This window comes from Mesorhizobium sp. ORM8.1 (genome assembly GCF_053005525.2).
Genome location: NZ_CM132600.1, coordinates 2,983,066 through 3,007,218 on the forward strand (window position 1 = coordinate 2,983,066; position 24,153 = coordinate 3,007,218).

Annotated in this window: 24 protein-coding genes, 1 tRNA gene, 2 pseudogenes and 1 riboswitch; of the genes and pseudogenes, 14 read left to right on the top strand and 13 right to left on the bottom strand. The window is 62.8% G+C overall.

Annotated elements, in window-relative coordinates:
- Nucleotides 1–2: 2 nt before the first annotated feature.
- Nucleotides 3–638 carry a TetR family transcriptional regulator gene (locus ACVDG8_RS15130; RefSeq protein ID WP_447255371.1) on the bottom strand — a complete coding sequence of 212 codons (636 nt, stop codon included), beginning with the start codon at nucleotides 636–638 and terminating at the stop codon, nucleotides 3–5.
- A gap of 86 nt (nucleotides 639–724) precedes the next feature.
- Between ACVDG8_RS15130 and ACVDG8_RS15135 the strand changes: the two genes are divergently transcribed.
- Nucleotides 725–1,375: an O-methyltransferase gene (locus ACVDG8_RS15135; RefSeq protein ID WP_447255372.1), complete on the top strand. Its 651-nt coding sequence runs from the start codon at nucleotides 725–727 to the stop codon at nucleotides 1,373–1,375.
- A 193-nt stretch (nucleotides 1,376–1,568) separates the two neighbouring features.
- Here ACVDG8_RS15135 and ACVDG8_RS15140 read toward each other — a convergent pair whose 3' ends face one another.
- Both ACVDG8_RS15140 and ACVDG8_RS15145 read right to left on the bottom strand, forming a co-directional pair.
- Nucleotides 1,569–2,477 (bottom strand): LysR family transcriptional regulator, encoded by a 909-nt coding sequence (locus ACVDG8_RS15140; RefSeq protein WP_447255373.1) that lies wholly within the window; start codon nucleotides 2,475–2,477, stop codon nucleotides 1,569–1,571.
- Nucleotides 2,478–2,570: 93 nt separating this feature from the next.
- Nucleotides 2,571–2,708 (bottom strand): hypothetical protein, encoded by a 138-nt coding sequence (locus tag ACVDG8_RS15145; protein ID WP_455707774.1) that lies wholly within the window; start codon nucleotides 2,706–2,708, stop codon nucleotides 2,571–2,573.
- Between ACVDG8_RS15145 and ACVDG8_RS15150 the strand changes: the two genes are divergently transcribed.
- Nucleotides 2,707–4,218, top strand: coding sequence for an MFS transporter (locus tag ACVDG8_RS15150; RefSeq protein WP_447255374.1), 1,512 nt, complete (start codon nucleotides 2,707–2,709; stop codon nucleotides 4,216–4,218). The two genes, ACVDG8_RS15145 and ACVDG8_RS15150, sit on opposite strands and share 2 nt — an antisense overlap.
- 145 nt (nucleotides 4,219–4,363) lie before the next feature.
- Here the strand turns inward: ACVDG8_RS15150 and ACVDG8_RS15155 are convergent, their stop codons facing one another.
- Nucleotides 4,364–5,023, bottom strand: a complete 660-nt coding sequence (locus tag ACVDG8_RS15155) for a response regulator transcription factor (RefSeq protein ID WP_447257354.1) — start codon at nucleotides 5,021–5,023, stop codon at nucleotides 4,364–4,366.
- A 178-nt stretch (nucleotides 5,024–5,201) separates the two neighbouring features.
- On the bottom strand, nucleotides 5,202–5,636 hold the full coding sequence (locus ACVDG8_RS15160) for a hypothetical protein (protein WP_447255375.1): 435 nt from the start codon (nucleotides 5,634–5,636) through the stop codon (nucleotides 5,202–5,204).
- A 114-nt stretch (nucleotides 5,637–5,750) separates the two neighbouring features.
- On the opposite strand from ACVDG8_RS15160, the gene ACVDG8_RS15165 reads away from it, so the two are divergent.
- From ACVDG8_RS15165 to ACVDG8_RS15175, 3 genes are read left to right on the top strand one after another with little or no spacing between them, the layout of a single operon-like run.
- The gene (locus ACVDG8_RS15165) at nucleotides 5,751–6,101 is read left to right on the top strand and encodes a DUF952 domain-containing protein (protein ID WP_447255376.1); all 351 of its coding nucleotides are present in this window, start codon (nucleotides 5,751–5,753) and stop codon (nucleotides 6,099–6,101) included.
- Nucleotides 6,098–7,174: a quinone-dependent dihydroorotate dehydrogenase gene (locus tag ACVDG8_RS15170; protein WP_447255377.1), complete on the top strand. Its 1,077-nt coding sequence runs from the start codon at nucleotides 6,098–6,100 to the stop codon at nucleotides 7,172–7,174. The genes ACVDG8_RS15165 and ACVDG8_RS15170 overlap by 4 nt, the downstream gene beginning before the upstream one ends.
- A gap of 22 nt (nucleotides 7,175–7,196) precedes the next feature.
- Nucleotides 7,197–8,213: an NADP-dependent oxidoreductase gene (locus ACVDG8_RS15175; protein ID WP_447255378.1), complete on the top strand. Its 1,017-nt coding sequence runs from the start codon at nucleotides 7,197–7,199 to the stop codon at nucleotides 8,211–8,213.
- Between the two features lies 1 nt (nucleotide 8,214).
- On the opposite strand, the pseudogene ACVDG8_RS15180 reads toward ACVDG8_RS15175, so the two are convergent.
- Nucleotides 8,215–9,473, bottom strand: a pseudogene (locus ACVDG8_RS15180) (MATE family efflux transporter).
- Between the two features lie 317 nt (nucleotides 9,474–9,790).
- Here ACVDG8_RS15180 and ACVDG8_RS15185 point away from each other — a divergent pair.
- Nucleotides 9,791–10,692, top strand: a pseudogene (locus ACVDG8_RS15185) (histone deacetylase family protein).
- Nucleotides 10,693–10,825: 133 nt separating this feature from the next.
- Here ACVDG8_RS15185 and ACVDG8_RS15190 read toward each other — a convergent pair.
- From ACVDG8_RS15190 to ACVDG8_RS15205, 4 genes are all read right to left on the bottom strand, one after another.
- A complete protein-coding gene (locus tag ACVDG8_RS15190) occupies nucleotides 10,826–11,089 on the bottom strand; it encodes a DUF6460 domain-containing protein (RefSeq protein WP_447255380.1) in 264 nt (87 codons plus the stop codon).
- A gap of 111 nt (nucleotides 11,090–11,200) precedes the next feature.
- Nucleotides 11,201–11,425: a hypothetical protein gene (locus ACVDG8_RS15195; RefSeq protein ID WP_455707775.1), complete on the bottom strand. Its 225-nt coding sequence runs from the start codon at nucleotides 11,423–11,425 to the stop codon at nucleotides 11,201–11,203.
- A gap of 125 nt (nucleotides 11,426–11,550) precedes the next feature.
- A complete protein-coding gene (locus ACVDG8_RS15200) occupies nucleotides 11,551–11,997 on the bottom strand; it encodes a hypothetical protein (protein ID WP_455707776.1) in 447 nt (148 codons plus the stop codon).
- Nucleotides 11,994–13,367: a hypothetical protein gene (locus ACVDG8_RS15205; protein WP_447255382.1), complete on the bottom strand. Its 1,374-nt coding sequence runs from the start codon at nucleotides 13,365–13,367 to the stop codon at nucleotides 11,994–11,996. Before ACVDG8_RS15205 ends, ACVDG8_RS15200 begins: the two co-directional genes overlap by 4 nt.
- 37 nt (nucleotides 13,368–13,404) lie before the next feature.
- Between ACVDG8_RS15205 and ACVDG8_RS15210 the strand changes: the two genes are divergently transcribed.
- The 3 genes from ACVDG8_RS15210 (at nucleotide 13,405) to ACVDG8_RS15220 (ending at nucleotide 14,373) form a co-directional block, all read left to right on the top strand.
- A complete protein-coding gene (locus ACVDG8_RS15210) occupies nucleotides 13,405–14,013 on the top strand; it encodes an outer membrane protein (protein ID WP_447255383.1) in 609 nt (202 codons plus the stop codon).
- A gap of 137 nt (nucleotides 14,014–14,150) precedes the next feature.
- Nucleotides 14,151–14,288 carry a hypothetical protein gene (locus ACVDG8_RS15215; RefSeq protein WP_455707777.1) on the top strand — a complete coding sequence of 46 codons (138 nt, stop codon included), beginning with the start codon at nucleotides 14,151–14,153 and terminating at the stop codon, nucleotides 14,286–14,288.
- 11 nt (nucleotides 14,289–14,299) lie between these two features.
- Nucleotides 14,300–14,373: transfer RNA gene (locus ACVDG8_RS15220), tRNA-Gly, on the top strand.
- A 157-nt stretch (nucleotides 14,374–14,530) separates the two neighbouring features.
- On the opposite strand, the gene ACVDG8_RS15225 is transcribed toward ACVDG8_RS15220, so the two are convergent.
- Together ACVDG8_RS15225 and ACVDG8_RS15230 are read right to left on the bottom strand one after the other, a co-directional pair.
- Entirely contained in the window at nucleotides 14,531–14,878 is a 348-nt protein-coding gene (locus ACVDG8_RS15225; protein ID WP_447255384.1) for a protamine-2 (modular protein), read from the bottom strand.
- Between the two features lie 79 nt (nucleotides 14,879–14,957).
- A complete protein-coding gene (locus tag ACVDG8_RS15230) occupies nucleotides 14,958–15,947 on the bottom strand; it encodes a LysR family transcriptional regulator (protein ID WP_447255385.1) in 990 nt (329 codons plus the stop codon).
- A gap of 292 nt (nucleotides 15,948–16,239) precedes the next feature.
- Between ACVDG8_RS15230 and chvE the strand changes: the two genes are divergently transcribed.
- From chvE to araD1, 4 genes are all read left to right on the top strand, one after another.
- On the top strand, nucleotides 16,240–17,310 hold the full coding sequence (gene chvE, locus ACVDG8_RS15235; protein WP_447255386.1) for a multiple monosaccharide ABC transporter substrate-binding protein: 1,071 nt from the start codon (nucleotides 16,240–16,242) through the stop codon (nucleotides 17,308–17,310).
- A 159-nt stretch (nucleotides 17,311–17,469) separates the two neighbouring features.
- On the top strand, nucleotides 17,470–19,002 hold the full coding sequence (gene mmsA, locus ACVDG8_RS15240; protein ID WP_455707840.1) for a multiple monosaccharide ABC transporter ATP-binding protein: 1,533 nt from the start codon (nucleotides 17,470–17,472) through the stop codon (nucleotides 19,000–19,002).
- A complete protein-coding gene (mmsB, locus tag ACVDG8_RS15245; RefSeq protein WP_447255387.1) occupies nucleotides 18,999–20,285 on the top strand; it encodes a multiple monosaccharide ABC transporter permease in 1,287 nt (428 codons plus the stop codon). The genes mmsA and mmsB overlap by 4 nt, the downstream gene beginning before the upstream one ends.
- Before the next feature lie 259 nt (nucleotides 20,286–20,544).
- Nucleotides 20,545–21,537 carry an AraD1 family protein gene (gene araD1 / locus ACVDG8_RS15250; protein ID WP_447255389.1) on the top strand — a complete coding sequence of 331 codons (993 nt, stop codon included), beginning with the start codon at nucleotides 20,545–20,547 and terminating at the stop codon, nucleotides 21,535–21,537.
- A gap of 54 nt (nucleotides 21,538–21,591) precedes the next feature.
- Here araD1 and ACVDG8_RS15255 read toward each other — a convergent pair whose 3' ends face one another.
- Nucleotides 21,592–22,686, bottom strand: a complete 1,095-nt coding sequence (locus tag ACVDG8_RS15255) for a 2'-deoxycytidine 5'-triphosphate deaminase (RefSeq protein ID WP_447255390.1) — start codon at nucleotides 22,684–22,686, stop codon at nucleotides 21,592–21,594.
- Nucleotides 22,687–22,823: 137 nt separating this feature from the next.
- Nucleotides 22,824–22,901, top strand: a riboswitch (SAM riboswitch).
- Nucleotides 22,902–22,957: 56 nt separating this feature from the next.
- Between ACVDG8_RS15255 and ACVDG8_RS15260 the strand changes: the two genes are divergently transcribed.
- Nucleotides 22,958–24,148, top strand: coding sequence for an O-succinylhomoserine sulfhydrylase (locus tag ACVDG8_RS15260; RefSeq protein WP_447255391.1), 1,191 nt, complete (start codon nucleotides 22,958–22,960; stop codon nucleotides 24,146–24,148).
- Nucleotides 24,149–24,153 lie beyond the last annotated feature (5 nt).

Sequence of the window (24,153 nt, forward strand, 5' to 3'; positions counted from 1 at the left end):
CCTCAGCCTCGGTGCCCAAGGCTTCTGAGATAGGCGCAGAACATGTCGGCGAGCGCGTCGGAACAGGTTTCGATCTCCGACGATGTCCGTTCTTTTGACGAAAAATCCGCGCCGATGGCACTGAGCGTCTTCATGATCAACTCTGCGGCCATGGAACGAACAGTTTCCGGGGCCTCGGGCAGTGTCTCCAGCGTAAAGGCCCGGACGGTGCGGTCCGCCATGGCCTTGGCCTCTTGCGCCTCGGGCGCGTCGCGGTAGAGAGGTGCCGCGTCGTTCAGCGCGCCACGCACCGCGGCCTCCTCGCATTCCGAGCGGATGAAGGCATGCACCAGTGTGCGGATGCGCCCTAGCGGCGGTTGTTCGAAATCCTGCAGGATGCCGCACAACAAATCGGTCGTCTGTCGCCATTCGTCGCTCTGCAGCCTGAACAGCAGCGCCGCCTTGTTCGGGAAATATTGATAGAGCGAGCCGACGCTGACGCCCGCCTTCTCGGCGACGCGCGTAGTGGTGAAACGCTGCGCTCCTTCGCTCGCCAAAACCTGAGCAGCCGCCTGCAAAATGGCCGCGACAAGCTCTGTGGCGCGAGCCTGTTTGGGCTGTTTTCGGGTGGAAATTGAAGGGCTTGTGCGTTGGATCATCGACGCGCTCGGGAATGCGAATTGGAAACCTGAAGGATTGTTCGTATTTTTGAGACGACACAAGAATGCATTGACCGGAGATAGCCATGACCACCCTTACCCCACTTTTGCCGCTGCTCGGGCGCCTCTTCACGGAAGCCAATGCCGCGACCAGCCCGGCTATAGCGCAATATTCGAGTGAGGAGCGGGCGCGCCTCGTCAACAGCAAGACCGAGTATCGTGAATTCTACGGCAATCTGAAGGACCTCTGGCTCGCGGTTTCGCCGGAGACCGGCACGCTGCTCTACATGCTGGCGCGCAGCACCGGCGCGCGCATCATCGTCGAGTTCGGCACCTCGTTCGGCATCTCGACGCTGTATCTGGCCGCCGCGCTCAGGGACAATGGCGGCGGCCGCCTGATCACGACAGAATTCGAGCCATCCAAGGTAACGCGCGCCAAGGCCAATCTGGCCGAAGGCGGCCTCATCGACCTGGTCGAAGTGCGCGAAGGCGACGCGCTGGAAACGCTCGCCGCCGACCTGCCGGAGACGATCGATCTTCTGCTGCTCGATGGCGCCAAGGCGCTCTATCCGGAAATCCTGGAGCTGGTCGAAAGCCGGCTGCGGCCGGGCGCGCTGGTCATCGCCGACAACGCCGATTTCTCGCCGGACTATCTGCAGCGCGTGCGCTCGCCGTCGGCCGGCTACATGTCGACGCCGTTCGGCGACGACGTCGAGCTGTCGATGCGGCTCAGCTGAGTTCGCCTGGCGCCACGCCTGCCCTGGATCGCCGGCATTCCGCTGGTGGCGATCGCATCGCTCGGCCTTGGCGCCGCGATTGGACGGGCGCGAACGGCGCCCGGCGTGACGACGGACAATGCAACGCCAGCGGATGGCTCCGTCGTGGAAAACTATCGCTGAGGCATCGCGGCTCAGGCAAAAGCCGGCAGCCTCAGGGTTGGCTGTCGACCATCTGCGAGTTGCGGAAGCGGGGCTTCGCGCCGTTGGCCGCCGGCGACGGACGATGCTCGCGAAACGCCATGGCAAGCGTCCGCAGCGCCTCGCGCGATTGAGGATCGGAGAGTGTGGAAAGCAGCACGATCTGCGACGGCGGCAATGGCGGCAGGCCGAATTTGCGGCTGACCTCAATGGTGCCGGGCGGCGCCAGCCGGTAGGAAAAGACCGACGCGGCAAGACCGGCCGAAACGGCCTCGGCAACGGCAAAAGAGCCGCAGCCGAGGAACACTTCCGTCCATGGTACGCCGACGGCATCGAGCGCACCGGTGGCAATGTTGCGGATGCCGCAGGATGGCGAGGAGGCGGCCAGCCGCAGCGGCTCGTCGGCGCGGTAGACGAAGTCGGGCGCGGCGTACCAGCCATAATGGTCCGGCGCCAGCACCTCGCCGTCGCGGCGGTCGTCTTCACGGCGGACGATCGCGGCATCGAGATCGCCGCGATCGAAGGCGTCGAGCAGGTAGCGCGAATCGTCGAGCCGCATTTCGATGGTGAGGGCCGGGTCATGCGCACTGAGCCGCGCCAGCAAGGTCGGCACTTCGGCGCCGCCGACATGAGTGGCGATGCCAAGCCGAAAACGGCGGCGAACAGCAGTGAGGCTCGCGACTGCACGGTCATGCGCGGCAAGCAGCTCGCGCGCCGGCTCCAGGAACACCGCGCCTCGCGTCGAAAGGCGCACCAGCCGCGGCGTCCGTTCGATCAGTTTTTCGCCGATCCTCTCCTCCAGGCGCTTCAGCTTGACACTGATTGCGCCTTGCGTGTTGCCAAGGGCTTCGGCGGCGCGGGTGAAGCTGCGCAACTCGGCGACGGCGATGAAAGCTTTCACCGCATCTACGTCCAGCGTCATGTCAGTTATCTCGTTTTGTTGTCACTGAAATAGCCAATCATGCAATTCTAAAATGATCAAGCCTGTCCTAGTTTGGATTGAGCGCGGCGGCCGTCATGCGGAGTCGTCCCCGCCCAGAGCAATTCCAGGAAAAGTGTGGAGCGGTTTTCCGTCAGGAATTGCGTCAAAACAAGAGACAGGGCGTTTCACCGTTTCGGTGAAACGCCCTAAGAAGTCGAAAGGCTTGATCATGCCCACTGTCCTCACCCGCCGAGGCATCGTCGTTCTGCTGGCCGCATGCCTGGGTTGCCTGATGTTCGGCCTGGAGATCTCCAGCGTTCCCACCATCCTGCCGACGCTGGAGCAGGTGCTGAACGCCGACTTCAAGCAACTGCAATGGGTGATGAACGCCTACACAATCGCCGTCACCACCGTGCTGATGGCGATCGGCACGATCGCCGACCGTTATGGACGCAAGCGCGTCTTCCTGGTCTCCATCGTCGCCTTCGGCCTCGCCTCGCTGATCTGCGGCCTGGCCGACAATGTCTCGATGCTGATCGCCGCCCGTTTCCTGCAAGGCTTGAGCGGCGGCGCGATGCTGATCTGCCAACTGGCCGTGCTGTCGCATGAATTCCAGGAAGGCCGCGAACGCGCCATCGCCTGGGGCTGGTGGGGCGTCATCTTTGGCGTCGGCCTCGGTTTTGGCCCGATCATCGGCGGCGGCATCGTAGCCCTATCGAGCTGGCAGTGGGTGTTCCTCATCCATGTGGCGGTCGCGATCGCCGCCTTCCTGCTCGCTCTGTTCGGCGTGCATGAATCGAAGGACCCCGGAGCGGGCAAGCTCGACCTTGCCGGCATCCTGACGCTCTCGCCTGCCGTCTTCTGCCTCGTCTTCTACATCACCCAGGGGCCGGAGCTGGGTTTTGCTAGCCCGGCGGCGCTGGCGATCCTCGGCTTGTCGATCGCAAGCTTCATCGCCTTCCTCATCGCCGAAAAGGTCAGCAAGCGGCCGATGTTCGACTTCACCGTCTTCCGCATCCGCCCGTTCTCCGGCGCCATCGTCGGCTCGGCGGCGATGAACATCAGCTACTGGCCGTTCATGATCTACCTGCCGATCTGGTTCCATGCCGGGCTTGGCCTGGACAGCTTCGCCACCGGCCTTGCCTTGCTCGCCTACACGCTGCCGACGCTGGCCATGCCGCCTTTGGCCGAGCGGCTGTCGCTGCGCTACCGGCCGGGCATCATCATTCCAGTGGGACTCGCCACCATCGGCGCCGGCTTCATGCTGATGAAGTGGGGAAGTGCTGCCCCTCATGCCAGCTGGCTGACCATGCTGCCCGGCTGCCTGGTCGCGGGCGCCGGCCTCGGCATCACCAACACGCCGGTCACCAACACGACGACGGGCTCGGTTTCGCGCGACCGCGCCGGCATGGCATCCGGCATCGACATGAGCGCGCGCATGATCTCGCTGGCCGTGAACATCGCGGTGATGGGCTTCATCGTAGCGAGCGGGGTGCTGGCGCATCTGAAGGCCGCGCTGCCCGATCTCCACGATGCAAGGCTCTACCGGTTCGCCGAAGGGATCGCGGCCGGCAATCCGGTGCCGGGGCTTTCCGACGACGTCGCCCATGATGCGCTGGTCAATGGCTTCGGCTGGGTGATGCTCTATGGCGGCATCGGCGTCTGGATCATGGCGGCAATCGGCTTTGCGATCTTCAACCTTCGATCCGAGCGCCAGGCCGAAGTACAGTGTTCCGACTGAACGGGCTATCTTTGTTGACGCAATTCCGGACGGAGGCTACGGCGAAGCCGCCGAGCCCGACCGTTTCACACTTTTCCTGGAATTGCTCTTTTGTTTTGACGCAATTCCGGGCGGAAAACCGCTTCACACTTTTCCTGGAATTGCTCTAGCCCACCGGCTGCAGCGGGTCGCCGCCGATCTTCGACAGCTGGATCACCGCCTGGGTGCGGCTGTCGACGCCGAGCTTCTGCAGGATGGCCGAGACATGCGCCTTGATGGTTGCCTCGGAGACGCCGAGCTCATAGGCGATCTGCTTGTTGAGCAGCCCTTCGGCGAGCATGCCGAGCACGCGCGTCTGCTGCGGTGTCAGCGCCCGCAGCCGCTTGATCAGGTCGGAGATCTCCGGGTCGCGCTCGACGCCGAGCTCGACGCCGGTGGGCGCGGCGATATCGCCGGCGAGCACCGCCTGCACCGCGCCGCGGATCTCTTCCATGCTTGCCGATTTGGAGATGAAGCCGGAAGCGCCGAGATCGAGGGCACGGCGGATGGTGACGGGGTCGTCATGCGCCGACACCACCACCAGCGGCACCGCCGGATGGATGCCGCGCAACGAGATCAGGCCGGACAGACCGCTGGCGCCAGGCATCGACAGGTCGAGCAGCACCATGTCGATATCTTCATTGGCCAGCACCAGCGCCTTGGCGCTCTCGAAATCGCCGGCCTCGTGGATGGCGGCGACGTTGCCGATACCGGCCAGCGCCTCCTTCAAGGCGCCGCGAAAAAGCGGATGGTCGTCGGCAATGACAAAGGTGTGGCCCGACGGCAAATATCCCTCCCCCGATCCCATCATGATTGTCTGCTTCTTGCGGGGACCCTAACGATTATGCGGCGGCGCGGCGCGTTTTCAAGCGGCAAAGGCGGCGCGCGGGTTTTTCCCCAGAACGGTTCAGCAAACGGAACCGCTCCGACGCTCTGTTTTGCGCAATTCCGTGCGGCGCCATGGCTCAGGTCTTCTGGTTCAGCTTGGCGCCGCCGTCGCCGTCTTCCTTGTCCATGTCCTTCACGATGTCCTTGAAGGTGCGGAAGAACTGCTGCATGTAGCCCAGCGATTTGTTGAAATCCTCCTGGCTGGGCAGCTTGGATTCCAGCTGCGCGGAGAGCGAGTTCTCGAGCTTGGCGACGCGCTCGTCGAGCGCCTTGATCGAACCATCGAGACGGTCGATCTCGTCCTGATAGGCGGCACGCTCGTCGGCCGCCATCTTGCAGACGAGCTGGCCGGAGCGCTCCTCGCAGATCGACATGGCGCCGGTCCGGGTGTCCATGCGGACATAGCCATTGGCCGATTTCTCCAGCCGGTAGTGGTCGGTCTCCTCGGAATAGGCGGTGGCGGCGACCAGCGAACAGAGCGCCGCGGGGATCAGAATGTGCTGAAGACGCATGTTTTGTCCTCCATGAGCCATTGCTCGAAACCAGTATCGCAGGTTTGCGCCGGAAATGGGGAAGAACTGCGCTTGAGCCTTTCCCATGCCTCGGGTTCGGACTATAGCGCGACTATGTCTCAGATTATCTACAAGATCGCGCCCGAGGCGCTGTGGCGCGAAGCCGAGGAGAATGGCGGCTTCGGCGGCGCGCCGATCGATGTCGTCGACGGCTTCATCCATTTCTCCACCGCAGCCCAAGTGCGCGAGACGGCGGCCAGGCATTTTGCAGGACAGGCGGACCTGCTTTTGATTGCGATCGACGAGACGAAGCTGGGTGACGCGCTGAAATACGAAGCGTCACGCGGCGGCGCGCTGTTCCCGCATCTCTACGCGCCGCTCGGCCTCGATGCTGTCCTCTGGGCAAAACCGCTGCCGCTCGGCGCCGATGGGCAGCATCAATTTCCTGTGCTGGAGGGCGAATGAGCGTGCTCGACCGGATCGGCCAGAGGCTGCTTTTTTCATTCGATCCGGAGACCGCGCATGGACTGTCGATCGCAGCATTGCGCTGCGGCCTGCCGGTCGCCTCGCCGCCGAGGCGTGACGCGCGGCTCAAGGTCAGTCTCTGTGGCCTCGACTTTCCGAATCCGCTCGGCATGGCCGCCGGCTACGACAAGAACGCCGAAGTGCCGGACGCATTGCTTGGGCTGGGCTTCGGCTTCGCCGAGGTCGGCACCATCACGCCGCTGCCGCAGGCCGGCAATCCCAAGCCGCGCATCTTCCGGCTGACGGCGGATGACGCGGTGATCAACCGGCTTGGTTTCAACAATGAAGGGCACGCGGCGGCCGAAAAACGTCTTACCGCGCGCAAGGGACGCGGCGGTATTGTCGGCGTCAACATCGGCGCCAACAAGGACAGCACCGACCGCGCCGGTGACTATGAGCGCGGCGTTGCCCGCTTCGCGCCCTACGCCTCCTACCTCACCGTCAACATCTCCTCGCCGAACACGCCCGGCCTGCGCAACATGCAGGCGCGCGAGCAACTTGGTGAGCTTCTGTCGCGGGTGATGGCGGCACGTTCGGCCGCCTCCGCGCAGCCACCCATCTTCCTCAAGATCGCGCCGGATCTCGTCGAAGCTGAGCTGGAAGACATCGCCGCCGAGGTGAGCGAGAAGCAACTGGACGGCATCATCGTCTCCAACACAACGCTTTCGCGCGCGGGCCTGCGCAGCACGGGGGCGGCGAATGAAATTGGTGGGCTGTCGGGAAAACCGTTGTTCGAGCGCTCGACGGCGGTGCTGGCCAGGATGCGCAAGCTGCTCGGGCCGGACATGGCGATCATCGGCGTCGGCGGTGTCGACTCCACTGAGACGGCGCTGGAGAAAATCCGCGCCGGCGCCGATCTCGTCCAGCTCTACACAGGCATGATCTATGCCGGCCCGGCGCTGCCCGGGCGCATTGTTGCCGGCATGACGTGGTTCCTTGACAAAGAGCGTCTCAAATCCATCCGCGAGCTGCGTGACAGCAGCCTGGATCGATGGGCCGTAAAGCCGCTGTGAACCACTTGAGGACGTCACGACAATGCGCGCCTATGTTCTCTATCGCTACGGTGGCCCGGAAGGTTCTTCCTTGACGGATGCCCCGGCGCCGGCGCACGGCCGCAAGGACATCCTCGTGGAGGTGCGGGCGGCGGGGCTCAACCCAGTCGATTTCAAGTTCCGCCAGGGCAAGCTGCGTGCCATTCACCGGCCGAAGCTTCCGATCGTGCTCGGCAGCGAATTCGCAGGCAAGGTCATTGCCGTCGGACAAGACGTCAAGCGGTTCGCCGTCGGCGATCCGGTTTTTGCCCGTGTCGAAAAAAATCGGCTTGGGGCTTTCGCGGGGCAGGCGGTTGTCGGCGAAGACAACGCCGCCGATATGCCACCTAACCTTGATTTCGCAAGTGCGGCAGCGGTGCCGCTCGCCGCGCTGACCGCGCTTCAGGCGCTGAGGGACCAACTCGACCTGAAACCCGGGCAAAAGGTTTTCATTTCCGGCGGCGCCGGCGGGGTCGGTACATTTGCTGTTCAGATCTCAAAATGGCTCGGCGCCTATGTGGCGACGACGGCTTCTCCGCGCGGGGAAGCGCTGGTCCGTTCCCTGGGCGCCGACGAAGTTGTCGACTATACGAGGAACGATCTCTCCAGGATGCGGAACGATTTTGACGCGGGCTTCGACCTGATCGGAGGCAAGACTCTCGATCAGATGTTCACGATCATGAAGCCCGGTAGCAAGGTCGTTTCGGTCGCCGGAATTCCGGAGCCGCAAACGGCGCTGGAAGACCTTGGCGGCCGCAGAAGTCTCGCGGCGCTGTTCTGGCTGGTCAGCTACGGCATCAGGTGGCGGGCGCGGCGCGCCGGCGTACGCTACAGATATTTCTTCATGCATCCGAGCGGCAGCGACCTGGCCCTGCTCGCTGACCTGATTGCGCAGGCAAAGCTTCGGGTCATTGTCGACAGAAGCTATGCCTTTTCTGAAATCGCCGAGGCCTTCAAATACCTTGAAAGTGGCCACGCCAAAGGAAAAGTGGTCGTCACGCTGCCAGCTTCGACAGGCTAGTTTAGAAAGCCGTGCGCACCCGAAGCCTAAGAACTGCAAGCAGGCTCACCCCCGCACCAGCAGGAAGACGTGCAGCGACGCCCACAGCCCATTGTTGCCGAAGGCAGGCGCCAGCATGATCAGCGCGGCGCCGAAAACGAGGAACGACAGCAGCATCATGTTGCGCATGTCGCGCGACCAGGTGGCGCCGATGAAGACCCCGTCCATCTGGAAGGCCAGCACGCCGCTCAGCGCCGTGAAGGCGGCCCAGGGCAGATAGGTGTCGGCGACCGCGCGGACGTCGGCGGATGTCGTCACCAGCGCCACAAGACCGGCGCCGGCCGTCAGCAGGATGAGCGTGGCGACGCCGGCAAGGCCGAAGCCCCAGATCAGCGTGAGCTGTACGGCGCGGCGAAAAGGTGCTGCCGCATGCGCGCCGATGGCACGGCCGGCGAGTTGTTCTGCTGCGGTGGCAAAACCGTCGAGGAAATAGCCGGCAATGAGGAAGAAATTCATCAGCACGGCGTTGGCGGCGAGCGTCACCGTGCCGAACTGCGCGCCCTGGCGCGTGAACAGCGCGAAGGCGGCGAGCAGCGAGAAGGAGCGGATCATGATGTCGCGGTTGAGCGAGAGCATGCGCCGATAGGCCGGCATGTCGAGGATGCGCCGGCGCGATGGCCGCTCGAGTTTGCGGAAACGCAGCAGGATGATGGTCAAGCCAAGCAGCATCGCGAGGAATTCGCCGGTGACCGTCGCCCAGGCAACGCCAGTGACGCCCCATCCAAGTTTGAGCCCAAGCAGGAAGCAGAGCGCGATGTTGATGCCGTTCAGCACCGCCTGCAGCATCAACCCCAGCCCGCCTTCGCCGCGCCCCAACACGTAGCCCAGTATGGCGTAGTTGATAAGCGAGAAGGGCGCGGCGAGCAGCCTGATGCGGATATAGACCGACATCGCCGCGCTGACCCGCGGTTCGGCGCCCATGAACCATTGCCCGCCGACGGCAAAGAGCGGCGCAAGGGCGGCAAGAATGACGCCTGCGACGACCGCAATGAGCACGGCGCGCCACAGCACCGCCTGTTCCTCCAGCGCATCGCCGCGCCCGAAAGCCTGGGCGACCAGGCCCGTGGTGCCGGAGCGCAGGAAATTGAAAGTGGTGAAGACGACGTCGAACACCAGCGACCCCGCTGCCAGGCCGCCAAGCAAGGCGGCGTCGCCGAACTGACCGACCACCGCCGTGTCGACGATGCCGAGCAGCGGCGTCGTCAGATAGGCAAGCGTCATCGGCACGGCGATCGCAAGCACCGAACGGTTGGTGACGACGAAGGATCTGGCGTTAGCCTGGGTTACGTCCAAGGGGGTTACGTCCAAGGGGGTCGCATCCAAAGGGTTTGCTGCCTGGCTGATTGCGGCTTGATCGAACAGCCGATGTGCCCCAGTTTGCCGGCGTCACGCAACCACCATCCGCCAAACTGCCAACCGAATTTCTATCTGTTGTTTTTTGCGCAATTCCGGACGGAGGGTTACGGCGAAGTCGCCGAACCTAACCGTTTCACACTTTTCCTGGAATTGCTCCCAAGCTGGCGCAGGCCCGCCGATCAATGCCGCTGCAGATCGTCCATCATCCCGATTATGACGCCGGCTTCGCCGTCAACCACCGCTTTCCGATGAGCAAATATCCGCTTTTGATGGAAACCTTGCGCGACCGTGGGCTGGCTGCGCCGGAAGCGCTGTCGATGCCCGGGCCGGCGCCGGCGGCATGGCTAAGCTCGCCCATGCCGCCGACTATGTCGACCAGGTCATCGCCTGCACGGTACCGCACAAGATCGAGCGCGAGATCGGCTTTCCGGTCGGCCCGCGTGTCTCGCTGAGGGCGCAGCTTGCCACGGCAGGCACCGTGCTGGCGGCAAGGCTGGCGCTGAGGCACGGCATCGCCTGCAACTCGGCCGGCGGCAGCCACCATGCCAGACGCGCGCAAGGCGCCGGCTTCTGCACCTTCAACGATGTCGCCGTCGCCGCGCTGGTGCTGCTCGCCGAAGGCGCCGTCGACAACATTCTGATCGTCGATCTCGATGTGCACCAAGGCGACGGCACGGCCGACATTTTGCGAAATGAACCCCGCGCGTTCACCTTTTCCATGCACGGTGAGCGCAATTACCCGGTGCGCAAGATCGCCTCCGACCTCGATGTCGCGCTGCCGGACGGCACCGGCGATGCCGGCTATCTCGAGCGCCTCGGCGCCATCCTGCCGGAACTCACTGTAAGCGGGCGCTGGGACCTCGTCTTCTACAATGCCGGCGTCGACGTTCATGCCGAGGACAGGCTCGGCCGCCTGGCGCTTTCCGATGATGGCCTGCGCGCGCGAGAGGACATGGTCATCAGCCATTTCCGCAACCATGGCATCCCGGTCTGCGGCGTCATCGGCGGCGGCTATTCGACCGACGTCCCGGCGCTTGCCGCGCGCCATGCCATTCTGTTCGAGATAGCTGCGCGCTATGCGTGACCAGGTCCGATAGAGCGGTTCACCATTTCATGGAGAACCGCTCTATCTCCTTGTTTTGACGCAATTCCGGACGGAGGGTTACGGCGAAGTCGCCGAACTTAACCGTTCACACTTTTTCCTGGAATTGCTCTAACTATTTCCTGTAGCTGGCGACCCGGAGCAGGACGAACACCGGCACGACGATCGCCGCACCGAGCAGGATATAGCCCAGGAAACGGTCGACGGCGTGGAAGCCGAGATTCCACAGGTCGATGAAGAACTGGCGGATGCCGTCGAAGATATCCATCGGCGTCCAGCCGAAGGCATGCATGACGAGGCCGACGAGGAAGGAGACCACCAGCAGCTTCAGGAACACCCTGAGCGGCGAGTCGCCGAGAAAGCGCGTCAGTACGGACAAGGCCATTCTCCCGTGCAAGCGGCCCGATTCGGGCGCAGGCCCAGAAGTATGCGTTCAATTGCCCGGCATCAAGCGCAGCCGCGACCCGTGCCCCTCGAGGCGCCGATGTTTTCAAGACCTGACGGGTAACCCGCAGCGGTCCAGCATCTGGCCAAGCGGAGACCCGGCCGGGATCGCGCGACCTTTCATCTGCTCCTTCAACACCTTGTCGAACAGATGGATGCAGAGCGTGCGCGGTGTCACGATATCGTCCAGCGACAAGTCGGGATCGAGCAGCATGGAGACTTGGTCATAGTGGACCGGGTAGAAGACATCGATCGGCGCCGCATGATGCATTACCCCAGCCTTGCCGGCGAAATAGGTAATGGCCTCCGGCCCGAGCTTGCCCCAGCTATAGTGCGAAATATGGATCGGAAAACGGATCGCCTTGCGTAACCGGTAGCGCCGCAGCTTCTTCTCGCTCAGCCAGGGAGCGATGTAAAAGGATCCTCGGTCATTGCCAGCGCTTCCCGCAGCACGCTGCTGTCGGCAGGCAGCTTCAGTACGGCATTGTTGAGCTCCGTGTCTGTCTGGTATCCGAAAATGTAGTCTGCTTGAGGAATCGGCTTCAGGCAGAAGACGTCGCAGTCGATATAAACGCCCAGGCCCGCCTGCAGTATCTTCAGTCGATAGAGGTTGGCGAATAGGGAAGGACTGCCGTTCTCCTTGTAATAGACGATGCGATCCTTCGGCATCAGCGCCGAGGCGTCGAAGACCTCAACATCCGGCGGCACGTTGCGGGGGCTATAATAGCAATGAAGAAGCACACGGTGACCCGCCAGCGCAAAAGAGCGCAGGCAGGCAGCGTTGGTATCGTCAAGCGCATCACCGATCCAAAGCGCGTTGACGACAGGCTCCATGGACGTCATGCATTTGGCCTTCCGCCGGTGCCGACCGAATTGGCCTGCATGATGAAGTCATCAGTTATCTTGGCTGGGGACCGCAATTCGCGCATGGCAGCGCGATAGGCAGCGGCTCGTTCCGCAAGCTTGCCGATCGGCTGGCTAAGATCGCCGATGAGGTCGAATGTGCGCGCCGTGTAAGGGCGAAAGCAGTTCTTTGCAGCCATGCTGAGCGAATTCGCCGGCACGCCGACGGGTACGGAGCCCGCATAAGCGCACTCGACATATTTCATCAGTTCGACATTGAAGGCGGTACCGCACAGGAAGAAATGCGTGAAACGTGCCGCAAGGGCGACGAAACGGTCGTGGGTGATGTCATGCAGCGGCGGCTTGCCGTGCTCGGGATAGCCCGGGTGCTTCAGATCATGGACAAGGTATCTCAACGGCAGAGACCAGCGCCGCCTGCGGCGCAAGCCGTGACGGGCCGGATAGAGGGTTCTGGAATTGCTGCCCGACAGGAAGATCCGGCGGCTGCGGCCTGACAAAGGAAGATCGACCTCTCGCGAAGTATCGTAGGCATATGGAAGGCGGATGATGCGGGATGCCTTGAGCCGCCTGGTGAATGCCAGGAACGGGCCTTCGGGATCGTAGGTCGTCGCGTAGTGAACGCCGGCAACATCGGCGCAGTCGAAGATGAACCGGGTGTTGGGGTTGGGTGAGTCCGGCATGTCGGGGTCGCTGACCCGAAAGAAGATCGCCGGCCTACCCACCGCGGGAAGGGCGAGATAACGCCTGAGGCGGGTTACATCTCCCTCCTCCAGGCGGTTGTCGACGACGCCGGCATCGAAATTGCCTTCATCAAGTCCGCTGATGGGCCTGGTTTCCCAGCCGAGCGGCCACGCAAAAGCCGGGCCGACGCCCGGATAGATCGCCTTTTCGTAAGGATGCGTGTCGGAATAGAAGTAGACAATCCGCAAGGCAGTACCCCAATGCGGCGCCTGCTGCCGGGCGCCCATGCCTGGCCTGCAGTGTGCTTCGCCGCGCCCTAAACCCCGGCATTTTGTAGTCCATCTCGGGCGATTGCAGCAATGCTGATCATGCTGTCGTGAAGAAAGCGTCGGTTTCGAGGAGTGAAGCCGGCCCTCGATCAGATTAATTTTTGGTAAACAGAAAAGCTCCAAACCGCTGAAAATAAATAGAAAAATCTTTATTTCTCCGACCTGCGCAATGTGCCTGCATTTTTCGCCTGACAGATAGGGCTGGTCTTTCGAGCAGTGGCGCAACGGAAGTTCGAACCGCAAGGCAGCGGCCTTGCGGCACGCAATTCCTTTGCCGCGAAAGACGCTCGAACCGGAGCGGCCATCCCAGGGGCCGGCTCCACGGGTCAATCCGCGCATGGTCAGCCCTGCGCCTCGTGTGTTTGGAGTATTGTGCGTGTTTTCAGGAACCAAGATTGCCCTGGCAGTGGCCTTTGCCTGCCTCGACGGCGCGGCGACGGCCGCGGACCTCGCGCCCTATAACGATCCGCCGGCTTTCCAATGGAGCGGCGCCTATGTCGGCGTTCACGGCGGAACGGCCTTCACCAAAATGCCCGATCCGTTTGCCGGCAGGAACGGCTGGAGCGGCGGCGTCCAGGCCGGCTACAACATCCAGACCGGCCCGGCCGTGTTGGGCGCCGAGCTTGAAGGCTCCTATCTCGGCGGCGCCGAGCACAATGTCCAAGGCGGCAAGATCAAGGAGAAGTGGCGCGCCGCCGCCAAGGCCAAGGCGGGCCTCGCTTTCGACCAGACGCTGGTCTTCGGTACCGCGGGCGTTGCCATGACCACATTCGACAAGGGTTCCGGCGTGCGCGACACCGACGGCCGCAAGCTTGGCTATCTGGTCGGCGGCGGCGTCGAGCAGGCTTTCGCCGGCGGCCTCTCGGCCAAGATCGAATACGACTACATCCGCACACCCAACGTGGAGACGAGATCGGCCTTCGGCAAAGCGAAGACCGGTATAGGCAGCCAGGAACTGAAGGCCGGTCTCAATTACCGGTTCTAATGCATGTCGCCCAGAAGTGCGCAGCGGTTCTGGGCGACATGCATCAGGAAAAATCCTGGTCGTCGGAGAGCAGTTTTCCGCGGCGGCCCGACCCCCGCCGATCTCCACCGCGGGAAACTGCCTTTCTCCGCCTTTCCATGCCGGCCCGCTCCGCCGACTTCGCGCCGCTGGCGATCGAGGCCGGCTATGACGTCACCTTCGAGCCGCCGCGGGCCGGTTGCGCAGTGATAAAGGGCCTGCTTTGGCGATTGCTTGAGCCGGCGCCGTCATGGTAACGAGGGCTCGCGCGGGTATGATGTAATGGTAGCCTGTCAGCTTCCCAAGCTGAACGCGCGGGTTCGATTCCCGCTACCCGCTCCAGGCTCCCCTCGACCAGCTTCCGAAAAACGCAGCGGCTTGCTGCATGAGCCGCATGGCTTCCACCGATCCACATGGCGATCCGGCAGATTGTCTATAACGAATTGAGCCGTGCATGATCATGCACGGCTCAATTCTCAATCTTTAACTCGCGCTTAGACTAGAGCCAGAAGCGGTCCCGCCAGCAGCGGCGGTGCCAGCGACCATGACGCCAAAAGCGACGACAGACCCTGCGCCAGCCATGACGACGGCGGCGGCGCCAGCGCCAATGTCTGCCTCCGTGATAATGGCGATGGTGCGAGACCAGCTCGACTTCGGCCGGATCTTCGCCGTCGAAAACCGCGTTATCCGGCTTGTCGAGTTCGTCGAGAATTCCATTGCCGGCGGGAATTCCGGCAATGGCCTTGCTAGGTCCGGCCAAGCTTGCAAGTGCGGCTGCCCCCGCAACGCCCAGCATTCCAGTCAGAAATAACCGACGTTCCATCAAAACCTCCGAGCTGTTGAGCATCGGCAGATCTTCCCTCGCCCGCAACAGGCTCCAGCGAGCTGCCGATCGGTTTGAACGTACGAGAGTCATTGTCGTTCCACTAACCCACTTCGCGCAAGATGAAATCGTGCAGCATCTTGGCGGCGGGCGAGAGCACGCGATTCTTGATCGTTATCAAGCTGTAGGGCCGGACCTCGATGTCGAACTCGGTTTGCACCACATCGATGGCGCCGGCCAGCCCGTCGGGACCCTGGATGAACTTCGCCACCTGGATCGATACCGGCGCGATGGCGTCCGACTGCGCCACCATCACCAGGGTCAAGAGCAGCGAAGAGGTGTTGAGGATACGGTCCGGCAGTGGGATGTTGCGGTTCAAGAAGTTGCTTTCCATCGCCTGGCGCAGCGGCGAGCCGCCGGACTGGAAGACCCAGTCATAGGCCGCGGTATCTTCCAGCCGCACCCCATTGCCCCTTGTCAGTGGATGGCCGCGGCGCACGATGAGGCAGGCCTTTTCGACGCCGATGACGCGCGATTCGAACAAACGCGGATTGAGATCGTCCGGGATGCGGGCGATGATGAAATCGTGCCGCGACGCGATCAGTTCGCGGGCCAGCACATTCGAGGTCTCGACCTGCATGGTGATCTCGATGCGCGGATAGATGCGGCGGATCTCGCGGATCGCCGGCACCGCCAGCTCGATCGCCGGCGCCGTCACCGCGCCGAGGAATACCGAGCCGCCCTTGCCGGACTTGAGCTCGGAAATCTCGCGATCGGCCTCGCGCATCTCAAGCAGAATGGAGCGAGCGCGCCTGGCGAGCGCCTGGCCGTAAGGGGTCAATGTGACGCCGCGCGGCAGCCGCTCGCACAGCTTCACGTCGAGCACCGCTTCCATCTCGCCGATCATGCGCGAGGCGGCCGGCTGCGAGATGTTCATGACCTGCGCGGCGGCACTCACCCGCCCGTGATCGTCAAGTGCTGCGATCATGCGCATGTGGCGAAGGCTCAAGCCGCTGCGCAGAAGCGTTTCGCTGTTCCCCGGCAGTTTCTCGTAACTGCCTGAAATCCCTTCAGGATCGCGCAATGCCGCCATGATTTCGAGCCTGCTCCGCCAGATTGTCACTTCGCCATAAGCTATAACAGTTCCGGTATAGCAACCAGCAAAGATCGCATTTGACAGTTATGTCAAAGGGACACAACCTCCGCCTGTCCTGAGCCGTGTCAGTCGACGACGAGGAAAATCGTATCGATTGAAATCATCGGTTCAGGGCCGATTGGGAGGATACCGGAGATCGATAGGCTGACAGTGGCGCGCCTGCGCTCCTGTTCGACTGCGCGGCCCGCGAAGCCCCGAGGTGTCGCGTCCATCAACCAGGGAGAGTTACGTGAAAATTATCAAGACACTGGCCGCCGTAGCGGCCCTTGGCGTCGCCGCCATGACTTACTCGGCGCATGCCGCCGACAAGGGCCTTGTCGGCGTGCTGATGCCGACCAAGACCTCGCAGCGCTGGATCAATGACGGCGACGCCGTCAAGTCCCAGCTCGAAGCGCTCGGCTACACGGTCGACCTGCAATATGCGCAGGACGACATCCCGAACCAGCTCAGCCAGCTGGAAAACGAAATCACCAAGGGCCCGAAGGCGCTGATCATCGCCTCGATCGACGGCACCACTTTGTCGGATGCGCTGCAGAAGGCCGCCGACGCCGGCGTCGTCGTCGTCGCCTATGACCGCCTGATCAAGAAGACCGCCAATGTCGACTACTACACCACCTTCGACAATTTCGGCGTCGGCGTGATCCAGGCCAATTCGCTGGTCAAGGGGCTCAAGGAGCGTTTCCCGAACACCAAGCCGTGGAACGTCGAGCTGTTCGGCGGTTCGCCCGACGACAACAACGCCTTCTTCTTCTACAATGGCGCCATCTCCGTCCTGCAGCCGCTGATCGACGACGGCTCGATCAAGATCAAGTCCGGCCAGACCGGCATGGACAAGGTCGGCACGCTACGCTGGCTGGCAGCTACCGCCCAGGCGCGCATGGACAACCTCCTGTCGGCCAACTACTCGGACGGCAGCCGCGTCGATGGCGTTCTGTCGCCCTATGACGGCCTGTCGCGCGGCATTACCGCCTCGCTGCGCGCTGTTGGCTACGGCACCGCCGCTCAGCCCTGGCCGATCGTGACCGGCCAGGACGCCGAGACCGCTTCGGTCAAGCTGATCATCAGCGGCGAACAGTACTCGACCGTGTTCAAGGACACCCGCGACCTGGCCAAGGCCACTGTCGGTCTGGTCGACAAGGTGCTGTCGGGCGGCAAGCCGGACGGCCTCGACACCAAGACCTACAACAACGACGTCAAGGTCGTTCCCTCGATCCTGCTGACGCCGCATGAGGTCGACAAGTCGAACTACCAGAAGCTGGTTGTCGACTCCGGCTACATCAAGGCCGATGACCTGAAGTAATCCCGGTCATAAAGCCAGGGGTCCTGCGCAACGCAGGACCCCTTTCCGTTCACAAGCGACCCCGGTATGTTTTTGCCGGCCTAGAGCAATTCCGGAAAAGTGCGTAGCGGTTTTCCGTCCGGAATTGCATAAAACAAGAAACTCTAGGAGGAGCTTGCCCTGATGACGACGATTTTGGAGATGCGTGACATCACCAAGACGTTTCCCGGCGTGAAGGCGCTGTCGAACGTCAACCTCAGCGTCGAGGAGGGCGAGATCCACGCCGTGGTCGGTGAGAATGGCGCCGGCAAATCGACGCTGATGAAGGTGCTGTCCGGCGTCTATCCCGTCGGCACTTATGACGGCCAGATCATCTTTCAAGGCCAGGAATGCCAGTTCAAGGGCATCCAGGACAGCGAACACAAGGGCATCGTCATCATCCACCAGGAGCTTGCGCTGGTGCCGATGCTGTCGATCGCTGAAAACATTTTCCTCGGCAACGAGCACGCCCGATACGGCGTCATCGACTGGAACGCCAACGAGGCGCGCACCAGCGCCCTGTTGAAGAAAGTGGGCCTCAAGGAGGATCCGAAGACGCTGATCACCAACATCGGCGTCGGCAAGCAGCAGCTGGTCGAGATCGCCAAGGCGCTGAGCAAGGACGTCAAGCTTTTGATCCTCGACGAGCCGACGGCGTCGCTCAGCGAAAAGGACAGCCAGGCGCTGCTCGACCTTTTGCTCGAATTCAAGCGGCAGGGGATGACCTCGATCCTGATCTCGCACAAGCTGAACGAGATCAACCGGGTCGCCGACAAGGTGACGGTCATCCGTGACGGGCGCACCATCGAGACGCTGGCAAAAAAGGACATTTCGGAAGACCGCATCATCACCTCGATGGTCGGCCGCTCGCTCGACGACCGTTATCCGCCGCGCGAGCCGAAGATCGGTGAAGTCGTGTTCGAGGTGAAGAACTGGTCGGTCTATCACCCGCTCCATGCCGACCGGCAGGTGATCAAGGGCATCGATATCAACGTGCGCAAGGGCGAAGTGGTCGGCATTGCCGGGCTGATGGGCGCCGGCCGCACCGAATTCGCCATGAGCCTGTTCGGCCGCACCTATGGTCGCCGCATCACCGGCGAAGTGCTGCTCAAGGGCAAGCCGGTCGATGTCTCATCCGTGAGCAAGGCGGTCCAGCAAGGCATCGCCTACGTGACCGAGGACCGCAAAACCTACGGTCTCAATCTCATCGACCACATCAAGCACAACATCACGCTGGCCAACCTAGGCGGCGTGTCGCGCCACAGCGTGATCGACGATTTGCGCGAGCTCGCGGTTGCCAACGACTATCGCAAGAAGACCAATATCCGAGCGTCCAGCGTCTATCAGCTGACCGGCAATCTTTCGGGCGGCAACCAGCAAAAGGTGGTGCTGTCGAAATGGCTGTTCGCCGACCCGGACGTGCTTATCCTCGACGAGCCGACACGCGGCATCGATGTCGGCGCCAAATATGAAATCTACACGATCATCGCGCGTCTTGCCTCGGAAGGTAAGGCGATCGTGGTCATCTCGTCGGAAATGCCGGAATTGCTCGGCATCACCGACCGCATCTACGTCATGAACGAAGGGCGCATCGTCGGCGAAATGCCGGCGGCGGACGCAAGCCAGGAAAAAATAATGCGCGCCATCGTTCGGGGAGAAGGAAAAGCAGCATGAGCACCGAAAGCGCCCCCGTCCCGCAGGGCGACGCCGCATTAGAACAGCGCCCTCGCATCGCCGTCTCGGCGCTGGCGACGAATTTGCGTGAATACGGCCTGATCATCGCGCTGATCGTCATCATGCTGTTCTTCCAGTTCACCACGTCGGGAACGCTGTTCAAGCCGGTCAACCTCAGCAATCTGGTGCAGCAGAACTCCTTCATCATCGTGATGGCGCTCGGCATGCTCTTGGTCATCGTCTCCGGCTATATCGACCTCAGCGTCGGATCGGTCGCCGGTTTCATCGGCGCGCTGGCGGCAAACATGATGGTCATCTGGCAGCTCGGACCGCTCAGCAATCCGCTGGTGGTTTCGATCGTCTGCCTGATCGTCGGCGGCCTGATCGGCGCGGCGCAAGGCTACTGGATCGCCTACCACCGGATACCAAGCTTCATCGTGACGCTGGCCGGAATGCTGATCTTCCGCGGCATCTGCCAGGCGCTGCTCGGCGGCGGATCCTCGGTGGGGCCACTTCCGGATGACTTCAAGGCGCTGAGTTCCGGCTTCATTCCTGACGTGATCGGTCCGCTGACGCTGATCCCGCCGACGGTCAACGCCGCCGGCAAGACCATCCTGGGCAGCGGCCTGACGCTGCACATGACGACGATCGTGCTCGGCCTGATCGCGGTGCTGGCCTATGCCTATTTCGGGGTCCGCACCCGGCGCAAGCGCGAGCGCCATGGCTATGAGGCCGAACCCTTCCCGCTGTTCGTCATCAAGACCTTGGTCGCCAGCGCGCTGGCGCTGTTCCTGGTTTATGAGTTTGCCAGCTACCGGGGCCTGCCGGTGGTGCTGCTCGTCATGGGCGTGCTGATCTCGCTGTTCGTCTTCGTCACCAAGCGCATGACCATCGGCCGGCGCATCTACGCCATGGGCGGCAACCCCAAGGCGGCGCAGCTTTCGGGCATCAACACCGAACGGCTGACGCTGTTCGTCTTCATCAACATGGGCGTGCTGTCGGCGCTTGGCGGCCTGATCATCGCGGCGCGCCTCGGTCAGGCCGTGCCTGCGGCGGGTCTGGGCTCGGAGCTCGACGTGATCGCGGCCGTCTTCATCGGCGGCGCCTCGGCCATGGGCGGTGTCGGCCAGGTCATTGGCGCGGTGGTCGGCGGCTTCATCATGGGCGTAATGAACAACGGCATGTCGATCATGGGCGTCAATGTCGACTGGCAGCAGGTGGTGAAAGGCCTGGTGCTGCTCGGCGCCGTCATCTTCGACGTCTACAACAAGAACAAGGCCTAGAGCATGATCCCGAAAAGTGGATGCCGGTTTTCGGAAAAGATCATGCTCCATCCAAAACGCCTGATGCGGATTTAAGGAGGCATACGGGTTCCAGATCGCGAAGCTGCCAGGCGGCGCCAATAAGTCCCGAGAGGAACAGGTTCGCGAGCGCAATCCGGACGACGAATTTCAACCGTGGCGTGGGTTTCTCCATGCCGCGCCGGTCAGGGTTTGCCCGCAAGGCAGCCGGCCACACGCAAGATGAGAGAGGATTGCAAACATGCTGATCTCCCAGATCCTCGACGACGCCGAGACGATCCGCGTCGTTGCCCGCAATGGCGGCGGCAAGACCAGGATCATCAACGGCGCGCGCAGCGTCTATTCGCTGGCGATGGAGGCCGCGCGCACCGGTGTCGGCCTTGAGGCGTTGATCGAGCGCAAAGGCTATGGCGAGGCGGTCGATCTCGACGCCACCTACAAGAAGGGCCGGCTGGTGTCGCCGATCAACCACCCGGATCCCGCGCACCTGCATCTCACCGGCACCGGCCTCACGCATCTGGGATCCGCCGCCACGCGCGATTCCATGCACAAGAAGCTCAACGACGGCGAGGAACAACTCACCGATTCCATGAAGATGTTCCGCATGGGGCTCGAAGGCGGCAAGCCGGCCAAGGGACAGGTCGGCGTGCAGCCGGAATGGTTCTACAAAGGCAACGGCACGATGGCCGTGGCGCCCGGCGCACCCTTGATGTCGCCGGCTTTCGCGCAGGATGGCGGCGAGGAACCGGAGATCGCCGGCATCTACGTCATCGGCGATGACGGCGCGCCGTTCCGCGTCGGCTTCACGCTGTCGAACGAATTTTCCGACCACGTGACGGAGCGGGTGAACTATCTGTTCCTTGCCCATTCCAAGCTGCGCAACGCCTCGTTCGGCCCGGAAATCCTGATCGGCGACCTGCCGGCCGACATCCGCGGCGCATCGCGCATCTGGCGCGACGGCAATCTGCTTTGGGAAAAGCCCTTCCTGTCGGGCGAAGCGAACATGTCGCACACCATCGCCAATCTCGAGCATCATCACTTCAAATATTCGGCCTTCCGCCAGCCGGGCGACGTGCATGTGCACATGTTCGGCACCGCGACGCTGTCCTTCGCCGATGGCGTCCGGACCGAGGCTGGCGATACATTCGAGATCGAAGCGCAGGATTTCGGCCTGCCGCTGCGCAACCCGCTCGAGATCGAAAAACCGGCAAAGGTGGCGGTGAAGGCGTTGTAGCGCCGGCTTCCCCTTCTCCCCCTGTGGGAGAAGGTAAGAGGTGCCACCTCAGCCTCAACGTGCGGCGCGGAAATGCTTGGAGAGCTTCAGGCCCTGCGCCTGGTAGTTGGAGCCGAGATCGCTGCCGTAGAGCGCTTGCGGGCGCTTCAGCATGTGCTCGTAGACCAGGCGGCCGACGATCTGGCCGTGGTCGAGGATGAAGGGCACCTCGTGGCTGCGCACTTCGAGCACCGCCCGACTGCCGGTTCCGCCGGAGGCCGAGTGGCCGAAACCCGGGTCGAAGAAGCCGGCATAGTGGACGCGGAACTCGCCGACCAGCGGATCGAAGGGCGTCATCTCGGCGGCGTAGAGCGGCGGCACATGCACCGCCTCGCGGCTGACCAGGATGTAGAATTCGTCCGGATCCAGCACCAGCTCGCCGGCGCCGCTCTTGTAGATCGGCTCCCAAAAATCGACGACATCCTGGGCGGCGCGCTTGTCGACATCGACGAGACCGGTGTGATGCTTGCCGCGATAACCGACAAGACCGTCCTTGTCGCCGTCGAGATCGATCGACAGCGCGATACCGCCGCCGGAGATATTGGGCGGCTCGGTGGCGACCAGCATCTCGGCCCGGTGGAGATCGCGCAGCTCATTTTCCGTCAGCACCGCATGTCCGGTGCGGAAGCGTATCTGCGACAGGCGCGAGCCGGCGCGCGCGATGATCGGAAAGGTGCGCGGGCTGACTTCGAGATAGAGCGGACCGTGGTAGCCGGCCGCGATCTTGTCGAACTCGTGGCCACGGTCGGTCATGACGCGGGTGAAGATGTCGAGCCGTCCGGTCGAGCTCTTCGGATTGGCCGAAGCCGACACATGCGCCGGCAAGGCCAGGCTTTCAAGCAGCGGCACGATGTAGACGCAGCCCGTTTCCAGCACCGCGCCCTCGGCAAGGTCGATCTCGTGCAGCTTCAGCCGGTCGAGCTTGTCGACCACAAGATGATCGGGGCCTGGCAGGAAGGAGGCGCGCACGCGAAAGGCTTTTTCGCCGAGCCGCAGATCGAGGCTGGCCGGCTGGACCTGGTCGGCGTCGAGCGCGCGAGGCGACTTCAGCGTGCCTGCCTCAAACAGCGCCGCGATATCCTGATCGGGAAGAATGCCTGTCTGCCGCAAAGGCGGGCTCCGTTAAGGCGGATCTCTTTGGGGCAGGTTCTTGCCGCAAAACCACTGGACGCTTTTGCGGAACCTGCCTGGTACAAACCTCTTAATGAAGCCGGCAATTGACGCAAGCGCGGCGCGGGTCTAAAGGGTCGTTATCCCGTGGTGATTTGGCCGGTCGGCTTGCAGCCACGTTAAACAAGTCGCTAAAGGACCGTTGGCCGCAAGGCCGTATGGACCGGTTGCGACTTTCGCGGCCGGTTTTTTTGTGTCTGGAAGCAGGGCTATGAGCACCAAGAAGCGTAACTGGAAGCCTCAGACGGCACTCGTGCATGGCGGAACCCTTCGTTCCCAATTCGGCGAGACGTCCGAGGCGATGTATCTCACCCAAGGCTATGTCTATGAGACGGCGCAAGCCGCCGAAGCCCGTTTCAAGGGCGAGGAGCCCGGCTTCATCTATTCGCGCTACGCCAACCCGACGGTCGACATGTTCGAAAAGCGCATGTGCGCGCTAGAGGGTGCGGAGGATGCCCGCGCCACCGCTTCCGGCATGGCAGCGGTGACGGCGGCACTTCTGTGCAGCGCCAAGGCCGGCGACCATATCGTGGCGGCGCGCGCGCTGTTCGGCTCATGCCGCTGGGTGGTCGAGACGCTGGCGCCTCGCTACGGCATCGAGGCGACGCTGGTCGACGGCACCGATACCGCCAATTGGGAAAAGGCGGTGAGGCCGAACACCAAGCTGTTCTTCCTGGAAAGCCCGACCAATCCGACACTGGAAGTGGTCGACATCGCCGCTGTCGCTTCGCTTGCCAACTCGATCGGCGCGCGGCTTGTCGTCGACAATGTCTTCGCCACGCCTCTGCAGCAGAAGCCGTTGCAGCTTGGCGCGCATATCGTCGTCTATTCGGCGACCAAGCACATCGACGGCCAGGGGCGCTGTCTCGGCGGCATCATCCTGTCGGACAAGAAGTGGATCGACGAGAATTTGCACGACTATTTCCGCCACACCGGCCCGAGCCTGTCGCCCTTCAACGCCTGGACGCTGCTAAAAGGCCTGGAGACGCTGCCGGTGCGCGTGCGCCAGCAGACGGAAAGCGCCGGTAAGATCGCGGATTTCCTGGCCGGGCAGTCGCAGATCGCCCGCGTCATCTATCCAGGCCGCGCCGACCACCCGCAGGCCGATATCGTCAGGAAGCAGATGGCGGGCGGCTCGACGCTGATCTGCCTTGATGTCAAGGGCGGCAAGCAGGCCGCCTTTGCCTTCCAGAACGCGCTCGACATCGTCCTGATCTCCAACAACCTCGGCGACGCCAAGAGCCTGATCACCCATCCGGCAACGACGACGCACAAGAACCTCAGCGACGAGGCGCGTGCCGAGCTCGGCATCGGGCCGGGCACGCTCAGGCTTTCGGTTGGCCTGGAGGATACGGACGATCTGCTCGAAGACGTCGAGCAGGCGCTGAAGGCGGCAAAGTAAACTTC